General features: G+C 42.2%; 10 protein-coding genes. 8 read left to right on the top strand and 2 right to left on the bottom strand.

All coding sequences use genetic code 11. The annotated features are described in order from the left end of the window. Positions 1–331 precede the first annotated feature (331 nt). From AC5JMK_RS10110 to AC5JMK_RS10075, 8 genes are all read left to right on the top strand, one after another. Positions 332–1,798 carry a ligand-binding sensor domain-containing protein gene (locus tag AC5JMK_RS10110; RefSeq protein ID WP_495909997.1) on the top strand — a complete coding sequence of 489 codons (1,467 nt, stop codon included), beginning with the start codon at positions 332–334 and terminating at the stop codon, positions 1,796–1,798. A gap of 152 nt (positions 1,799–1,950) precedes the next feature. Continuing rightward, positions 1,951–2,238, top strand: coding sequence for a hypothetical protein (locus AC5JMK_RS10105; RefSeq protein ID WP_495909998.1), 288 nt, complete (start codon positions 1,951–1,953; stop codon positions 2,236–2,238). Then, positions 2,238–2,630: a type II toxin-antitoxin system VapC family toxin gene (locus AC5JMK_RS10100; RefSeq protein ID WP_495909996.1), complete on the top strand. Its 393-nt coding sequence runs from the start codon at positions 2,238–2,240 to the stop codon at positions 2,628–2,630. The genes AC5JMK_RS10105 and AC5JMK_RS10100 overlap by 1 nt, the downstream gene beginning before the upstream one ends. Before the next feature lie 54 nt (positions 2,631–2,684). Then, a complete protein-coding gene (locus AC5JMK_RS10095) occupies positions 2,685–2,822 on the top strand; it encodes a hypothetical protein (protein ID WP_495909995.1) in 138 nt (45 codons plus the stop codon). A gap of 42 nt (positions 2,823–2,864) precedes the next feature. Then, complete coding sequence (locus AC5JMK_RS10090) at positions 2,865–3,269, top strand: hypothetical protein (RefSeq protein ID WP_495909994.1); 405 nt, start codon at positions 2,865–2,867, stop codon at positions 3,267–3,269. Between the two features lie 6 nt (positions 3,270–3,275). Then, complete coding sequence (locus AC5JMK_RS10085) at positions 3,276–3,701, top strand: HNH endonuclease (RefSeq protein WP_495909993.1); 426 nt, start codon at positions 3,276–3,278, stop codon at positions 3,699–3,701. Positions 3,702–3,926: 225 nt separating this feature from the next. Next, complete coding sequence (locus AC5JMK_RS10080; protein ID WP_495909992.1) at positions 3,927–5,717, top strand: Hsp70 family protein; 1,791 nt, start codon at positions 3,927–3,929, stop codon at positions 5,715–5,717. A 110-nt stretch (positions 5,718–5,827) separates the two neighbouring features. After that, a complete protein-coding gene (locus tag AC5JMK_RS10075) occupies positions 5,828–7,132 on the top strand; it encodes a clostripain-related cysteine peptidase (protein WP_495909991.1) in 1,305 nt (434 codons plus the stop codon). 12 nt (positions 7,133–7,144) lie between these two features. On the opposite strand, the gene AC5JMK_RS10070 is transcribed toward AC5JMK_RS10075, so the two are convergent. Next, positions 7,145–7,582 (bottom strand): HNH endonuclease, encoded by a 438-nt coding sequence (locus AC5JMK_RS10070; protein ID WP_495909990.1) that lies wholly within the window; start codon positions 7,580–7,582, stop codon positions 7,145–7,147. Next, positions 7,575–7,976 (bottom strand): STAS/SEC14 domain-containing protein, encoded by a 402-nt coding sequence (locus AC5JMK_RS10065; protein WP_495909989.1) that lies wholly within the window; start codon positions 7,974–7,976, stop codon positions 7,575–7,577. The genes AC5JMK_RS10070 and AC5JMK_RS10065 overlap by 8 nt, the downstream gene beginning before the upstream one ends. Between the last annotated feature and the right edge of the window lie 166 nt (positions 7,977–8,142).

Raw genomic sequence — 8,142 nt, 5'->3', positions numbered from 1 at the left:
TCCTCGCTCGTTTTTTTTATTTTTCTTGGCTACCCCTGTTTATTGAGCCGATACGGTTTAAGGTCGAATTTAATTGCGGGAATTTATAATCATGAATTAGCCTGATCAATTGATTTAAAAACTAAATTTATCAAATCTTTCAGTTACTAACTGATAACTGAAAATAAGTTTGCTGTCAATTTTTTGAGTGAGCGATCGCCTGATAATACTTAATCGAAAAAATCACAAATTCTTACTATCTTAATTGCTAAAAACTGAAATTAAAACAACCCCTTATTATACCACAAAATATTTATGCAAGAGTTCTATAGACTCCACAGGTTGGCTTTGGGTGGGAACTGCTAGCGGTATCTATGCTATCAACAGTCCAGACCGCAAACCCGCGATCGAATTACCCCCTGCTGGTTTTCCTCCCAGGGCGATCGCTTCGCTATTGCACTCCCCGCAAAACGCAGTAGCTAAGGAAAATGATATTTGGCTATGTAACGCTCAAGGTGTCTATCATTACCAAAACTCTAGCTGGGTACGCTCCACCGACAGCGTGCAACCGGATATTCTGACGCTAGCTCTGCAAGGTGAAAACCTTTGGTTAGGAACATTTAGGGGACTGGTACGAATTGACTTAACTACCAACCAGTTACATAAAATTGATACTATGCCTATGAGCGAAATTACTGCCATTGCCCCCTGTTCTCAAGGGGTTTGGGCAGCTTGTGGGGGACAAGTGGGTTTAGCGACGGAGACTGGTTGGACACCTTTGGCAGACAAACAACTCAATAGCACCATCACCAGTTTGGCAGCAAGTGATGAGCAAGTATGGATTGGCATCCATGATGGACTATTGCGGGGTGGGAAAGAAGGGATACGCCTGCACTTAACGGATACACCACCCGATGTCATTGGTTTGCCTTCTCCTGAACGTTCTCCCGCCACCTTCAGCAACCTGGTGCAGGCGCTGTCAGTACAGCAATTGCAGGGAAGCTCTATTCTATGGATTGGTACAGTTCGCGGTCTTTATCGTTTAGACCTATTTTCTGAGACTTGGCGGCGCTACGGTCAATTGGGAACACAAGATATCCGTGCAATTACCACTACCGCAGACCAAAAGACAGTTTGGGTTGCTAGCTGGAGTAGCGGTTTACATGGCTTAACACAAAACAATGAACTGCAAACCGCGCCTAACATTTCGGAACCAATTTTAGCCTTAACTACCAAAAACGCTCAGTACTGGGCAGTGGGTTTAGATGGTCTTTATCATTACAAAGATTCTGTCTGGGTACAAGTAATTTCCTCTAAAGAACTGCCTGTTAGAGGGTGGCTGCAAGCTGTTGTCCAAAGTGGTACAGACCATGTTTGGTTGGGGACTTCAACTGGATTGTTGGTCTATAAACCTGATACAAAACAACTAACGCCAGTCAGTGGCACTTTAGGTAGTGCTGATGTGCGTTCTCTCTTAGCAATTGGATGGGGTGAGTCGGAACTGCTTTGGGTGGGAACTAGTCAAGGACTGTATGTGGGTAATTCCAGCAATTGGGAGTCTGTATCCGAACTTGAGAATCGAACAATTACAGCTTTAGTTTGGGACAGTCATGCTAGTAGTTTGTGGGTTGGGACAGATAGAGGGTTATTCCGTCTGCTTGCTGTGGACAATAGCTGGAAGGTAGCAAACGAATTTCACATCCATAATAGCGGCTTGGGGGCAAATCGGGTAACAGCGCTTGCTATTAGCACGGGTGAAGATGGGGAGACTAAATTATGGGTAGGTACACCATGTGGTTTGAGTTGCTACACTTACTAACAAATCCAAAATCTAAAATAAAAATGCCTCACACCCTCTGTCCAAATTTTTTGATATTAAAGGTATCCTGTAAAATTATTAGGGAACTGAGCTTCAGTTTGGAGCAGGAGTGTTAATTTTATCTGTAATTTCAAAAAATGAGTGAACATCAAATGAAAATTAAAGGTATCAAACGCGGTCAAACTATTGAACTATTAGAACAAATTAATGATATCCCTGATGGTACAGAAATTATCGTGGAATTTGTAATTTCTTCAAATCAAAGAACTGAAACTCCACAAACTTTAAGTGATGAAGAAAGGCTCTCCAAGCTCAACCAATTATTTGGTGTTTGGCAAGACCAACCTGAACTAGTAGAAATCTTTGCAGAAATTGACCAACAACGCCACGCTTATCGAGGTAGAGTTATAGATTCTATTGAAAATCAAGATAAGCAATAATGTACTTGTTAGATACTAATATTTGCATTGCACTACTTAATAATAACCCCAAGGCAGTTGCAAAATTTAATTTTTTATTTGCTCAATGCTATATTTCGACAATAGTTGTTTCAGAACTTTATAAAGGTGTTTACTGTTCCCAGCAAGTTGAAAAGAATTTAGAAATATTAGCACAGTTAACTCAACTGCTAACAGTTGAACCATTTGATTTAGATGCGGCTGTTGAATTTGGTAAGATTCAAAGCGAACTCAGACAAATTGGTAAACCAACAGGGGAAATTGATGCGTTGATTGGTGCTGTTGCTCGGTCGCGTAATGATATTCTTGTTACTAATAACATCAAAGATTTTGAAAATATCCTCAATTTGCAGTTAGAGAACTGGTTGGAGTGATAAAAGTTAAGAATAAAAGGTGACGAATTTTTGCAAAAACACGTTATAACAGGGATGGTCTCTCTAATTGTGGTGACAGTCTTTTTTATCGTTACTATCCGTAAGGGTTTAATAGCAAGTTTAGCAACCGTCGTTATAGCCTTCGCTATCAAAATGGGTGCGGCTGCCGTAGCTAGGGCTGACCTACGCTAAAATTAAGACGGTTTAACCAAGGCATGGGTAGGGAATTGAACAATGGCAACAGAGACAGTGACTCTTCAAATCCCAGAAATACTCTATCAGCGTTTAGTCAATACTGCCCACGCGCAACGTCGCCCCATTGAAGAGGTAATAGTTCATGCTTTGCAAGTAGGTAGTCCTCCGGAATGGGATGATGTACCAGAGGAATTCCAAGCCGATCTCGCAGCTTTAGATAAACTAGATGACAATAGCTTGTGGCAAATTGTCCGCAGTCGCAAAACAGCAGACCAAATGGAGCGATACAACTTTCTGCTGGAGCGTAACTCTAGTGGTAACATTACAGATGCAGAACAATTGGAACTAATAAAACTGCGTTACGAAGCTGACCGTTTTATGCTTTGTAAAGCCCAAGCTGCTGTGTTACTCCGTTGGCGAGGACATCATGTGCCGACTCCTTAAATAGTTGTGTCTAAATATATTCCTGAAAGCCTAAAAAATCAAATAGCTGCTAGCGATAAAGGACGTTGCTGTTATTGCTTAACAACTGAAGCCAATAGCGGGATTCCCATGACCCATGACCATATTCAACCCCGCTCAAAAGGTGGAGAAACTACCTTTGAAAATCTTTGTTTGACTTGTCGCTCTTGCAATGAATTTAAAGCTGATTCAACCGCAACTATAGACCCTTTAACAGGAGAAACAACACCTCTATTTAATCCGCGTACACAGAAATGGTCTGACCATTTTACTTGGAGTTCTGATGCAACAAAAGTTGAAGGTTTAACTACTATTGGTAGGGCTACAATTGTTTGCTTGCGAATGAATAATCCAGTAATAGTTGTTGCACGACGACGTTGGACAATTAGTGGTTGGCATCCTCCTGATGATTGAGCAGAATAGAATTTAGGTGTAGGAGGATGCGCTAATTCCGAATAATATCAAATTTACAATAGTAGGCTTATTTTAACATTTATATTTTTGTGAAGCCGAAAGTGTTTGTATTGGGTTGTGCTTACCTACACACAGAAAAATCAACTTAAACTAAAATCAAAATGACTTGCTCCTGTATGTGGTGGATATTGTGAACAAGCTTGAATTTCAGCAAAGGGTTAGCCGATGAGCGAAGTAGACATCCTGGGGATTGATTTAGGGACAACCAATTCTGCGATCGCCATCTGGGAACCAGAAACAGAGAAAGTGAGGGTTCTGTGCAATCAAGAAGGCGATCGCCTCACTCCCTCAGTTGTCATGTTTGATACCCAAACAAATCAACCCATCGTCGGTAAATCAGCGCTCTCATGCATAACCAGCCATCCCGGTCAAGTCATCTACTCCGTAAAGCGTTTCATTGGCTGTACTTTTCGTGACGAACGGGTACGCATCGACCAAACCCAAGTCACCTACACCATCGAGGAAGTGCAGCAGAGCAAAGTAGCTGTCCGTGTCGGCGAACGCATCCTTACACCACCGCAGATTTCAGCGCAAGTCCTACGTAAACTCAAAGAAGATGCCGAGGCTACCTTGGGTAAAAAAATTACCCAGGCTGTCATCACTGTCCCTGCCTACTTTAGCGAATCCCAGCGTCAGGCGACCAAGGAAGCAGGAGAACTGGCTGGTTTACGGGTTCCCCGGATAATTAATGAACCGACTGCTGCGGCTTTAGCATTTGGCTTGGGAACAGAACCGCAGACAGTAGCCGTGTACGACTTGGGCGGCGGTACTTTCGATATTTCTATTTTGCGGATTGAACGGGGGTTATTTCGGGTTAAAGCTACCAGTGGCGATACTCACTTAGGGGGTGATGATTTCGACCTGGCTATTGTAGGCTGGATGAAGGAAGCGTTTAAGCAGCAGCACGATGTAGACTTACTCCTTGAGCAAAATAATAGTCTGAAAGCACTGCTTTGGACAACAGCACAAGCTGCCAAGATTGCCCTTACCCAAGCCACAGAATATGCAGTTAGCATCCCCAGCCTTTTCACAGCAGAAAATCGGTCTTTGGGGTTGTCAGCTATTTTAACCCGCACACAACTAGAAAAGGTGGTGCAGTCTTTCATCGAACGCACCTTAGATATCTGCGATAATACTCTAGAAAAAGCAGGGTTAAAGCCAACAGACATTGACCAAGTTTTATTAGTTGGCGGACAAACCAGATTACCAGCGATAAAAGCAGCACTTCGGGAACGCTACGGTTGGAAAATCAATGACTCTGTAAATCCTGATGAAGCCGTAGCCAGAGGTGCGGCTGTTTTGGGTGCAAGATTATGCGGCTATCTCAAAGAAGAAGTTAAACTCTGGGATGTTACGCCTCTGTCCTTGGGAATTGAGTTAGCCAATAGTAAGATGGATGCCATTATTCGCGCTAACGAACAGATACCAGTTACCAAGTGGCGCAAGGGTCCCCAGGCTTTTACAACCCAGCGTGACGGTCAAGAAAGCATCCGCTTTCGTATTTTTCAAGGTGAGCGACCAATTGCGGTGGACAATGAATTTATCGGCGAAGTGGTTCTTAACTTAGCCACTGCTCGTCCTGCTGGGGAAGTTCGGGTTAACTGTATGTTCAAAGTTGACCATGATGGTATCCTCCATGTGCTAGCAGAAGATGCCAGTACCGAGGGACAACCTGTTGAGAAAACCTTTGACCGCTTTTATTGCCTGACTCAGCAAGAGGTAGATCAGAAACTGAAAGAAGCTGAGGCTAATCGAGATGAAGATGCCAAAACCAGTCGTCTGTTCCAGTTACAGGAGGAGTTGACCCGATTACAGCGTGTTGTTAATAAAGAAAGGACATCTGACAAACTGCTGCTGGAACGCCTAGAAGACTTGCAATCAGCGATTAATAATCGTGATGTTAGCCAAGCTGAGAAACTGCTTACTGAATTTAAAAATCAAATTCTGACTCAATAATCGGTGGATTTTGCGGATAAGACAGCGATGGGTTTGTAGAAAAATTAGAAACTTGTATTTGTACAGAAATATTTATACCGGAACTTTTTCAAGCGATCGCACAAACAAATATGACCCAACAAAATCGTCGCTGGACTTTAATGGTCTACATGGCAGGGGACAACGGTAAAGCCTTCGAGCAACTAAAAGGTAAACGGTTGATGGCTCCAATGGAGGAGCAAGGATATCAAGATATTCAACAAATGGAAGCTGTTGGCTCTACCGACGAGGTAAACGTATTAGTTCAGTTTGACACACTATCTGACCGCGAACATACTTACCGCATTTACATCCGCCCTTCTGGAGAACCCAGGCAAATTGAGAATATCCCTGAGCAAAATATGGGGGACTCCCGCGCATTACGGGACTTTATTGTTTGGGGAATCGAGAATTACCCAGCCCAAAACTACGCAGTTATACTTTGGAATCACGGTACTGGGTGGAAAGAAGATGATATTTACGCCTTTGCGCGAAATCGTGGCGTGCAAATCCAAGCAAGTCAGGATGAAGTGCGTTCCCTTACTCGTAGTCATCGACGACTGTCTCATGCCTTTTTTCTCTCTTCAGTGCTGGAAGTATTGCAATTAGAAGATGAGGAATCACGAGCAATCTGTTTTGATGACTCATCCCTGGACTTTTTAGATAACGCTAAACTACAGTTGGCGTTTCGGGAAGCACAAGAGCAAACAGGTAAAAAAGTTAGCTTAATTGGTATGGATGCCTGTTTAATGAGCATGGTTGAAGTTGCATATCAACTGCGGGCAAATGCTAGTTACATGGTTGCATCCCAAGAGGTAGAACCCCTGTCAGGTTATCCCTATACGGCGATTTTGCAGAATTTAACCGCCAATGCACAGATGACACCGGAGGCGCTGGCAAAGTTAATTGTACAGGAGTACGAGCGCTACTATGAGGGAGAATCACGGGGTAGTGTAACTCAGATTACCCAATCAGCAACTAATTTGAGGGTAGTTGAGAAACTGGCTGAGGGGTTGGGAAGATTAGCGGCTGTTTTGTGTCAATTGCTGGCAGAGTCAGATATTTATACTGAGAATGCGCTGTATCATGCTCAACGTAAAGTGGTGCGTTTTGAGGATAAAGACTTTGTGGATTTGTATGATTTTTTGAAGCTTTTACGGGATAAATATGCTGGGGATAGTGATGAATTGACCAAGGTGATTGATGAAGTTATAGATTTAATGATTCTTGAAATTGAGCCGCAGTTAATTTTAGCAAATGTGACTTCTGGGGTGAGATTTGAGCGTGTGAAGGGGTTGTCGATTTATTATCCAGGGAGAGATTATTCTCAGTTTTATGAGAAGTCAGATTTTGCTGGTTGTGGGTGGGGAGAATTTTTACAGTTGCTGAATAAATAATCAATATTGTTATCAATCATTAACATTCCCTGGAGGATGTTCTCCCATTGCATACAATACTCGGCGCAAATTCACAACTCCTTCTCTATTCAACTGTAGAGTTTCTACCGTAGCTCTTCCTGTTGGAGTCAAACCAATAACTAAAGTAAAGTCATTATTCCATGCAAAATTGTCATTCCATAATTGTTGACGTGGGTGATACAAAGGTACAATTTCACCACTTACTGGGTCACGACCTTGAGTTTTATTATATTTGTGATTGTTACAACCCTGACAAGAAAGAGCCAAATTATCTAGATTCGTCTCTCCACCTTGACTCTTGGGAATCACATGTTCGGCAGAAAAAGCTTGAATTGCAAAACGTTCTTGGCTTCTACAATATTCGCAACATCCATCAGCTCGCTTGACTACAGACTTTTTTTGCTGTGCTGTCACTCTCGAATCAGACATTATTTGTTGCGTGAATACCTAAGTTTTCCATCAATGCAGTCAGTGAAATTCCACGCAAACGTGCTAATTCTGCTAAATTTTCTATACGCTGTGCTTGGATTTTTTCTATTTTCTCAGTTAATTGCAATAACTTTTGATGCTCATCATTTGTGAGAATTTCATCATCTCGTTTAGCAATCAATTCTTCGTAATCTCTCTGAATATTTGCAGGAATACCTTGATTAATTTTGAGTAATAATTCCGCTTCTGCTTGCGGCAGTCGAGTTGCTTTGCGTTGTGCTTGTAAAACAATAACTTGCGATACAAATTGTTCTAATTCAGACAAGTTTAATTGCTCAACTGCCTTGAGCAATTCTTCTGAAGATAATTGTACTTCAACTTTGACGTTTGACATTATCTGCCTCTTGCCTGTTAATTTATCAATAATTTTATCCTAAGCTGTGGGAAGCCTTAAAACTTATGTTTTCCAGCAGTTTGCTCGAAGTTGTCCTGAAGCCGCTTGTATGGTAGTTTTTCACTCTCCCCCGGTAAAAAGAGATTAGAGAGAAACAGAAATAGGA

Source organism: Pelatocladus sp. (assembly GCF_059505505.1).
This window is presented reverse-complemented; position numbering and strand designations above follow the sequence as displayed.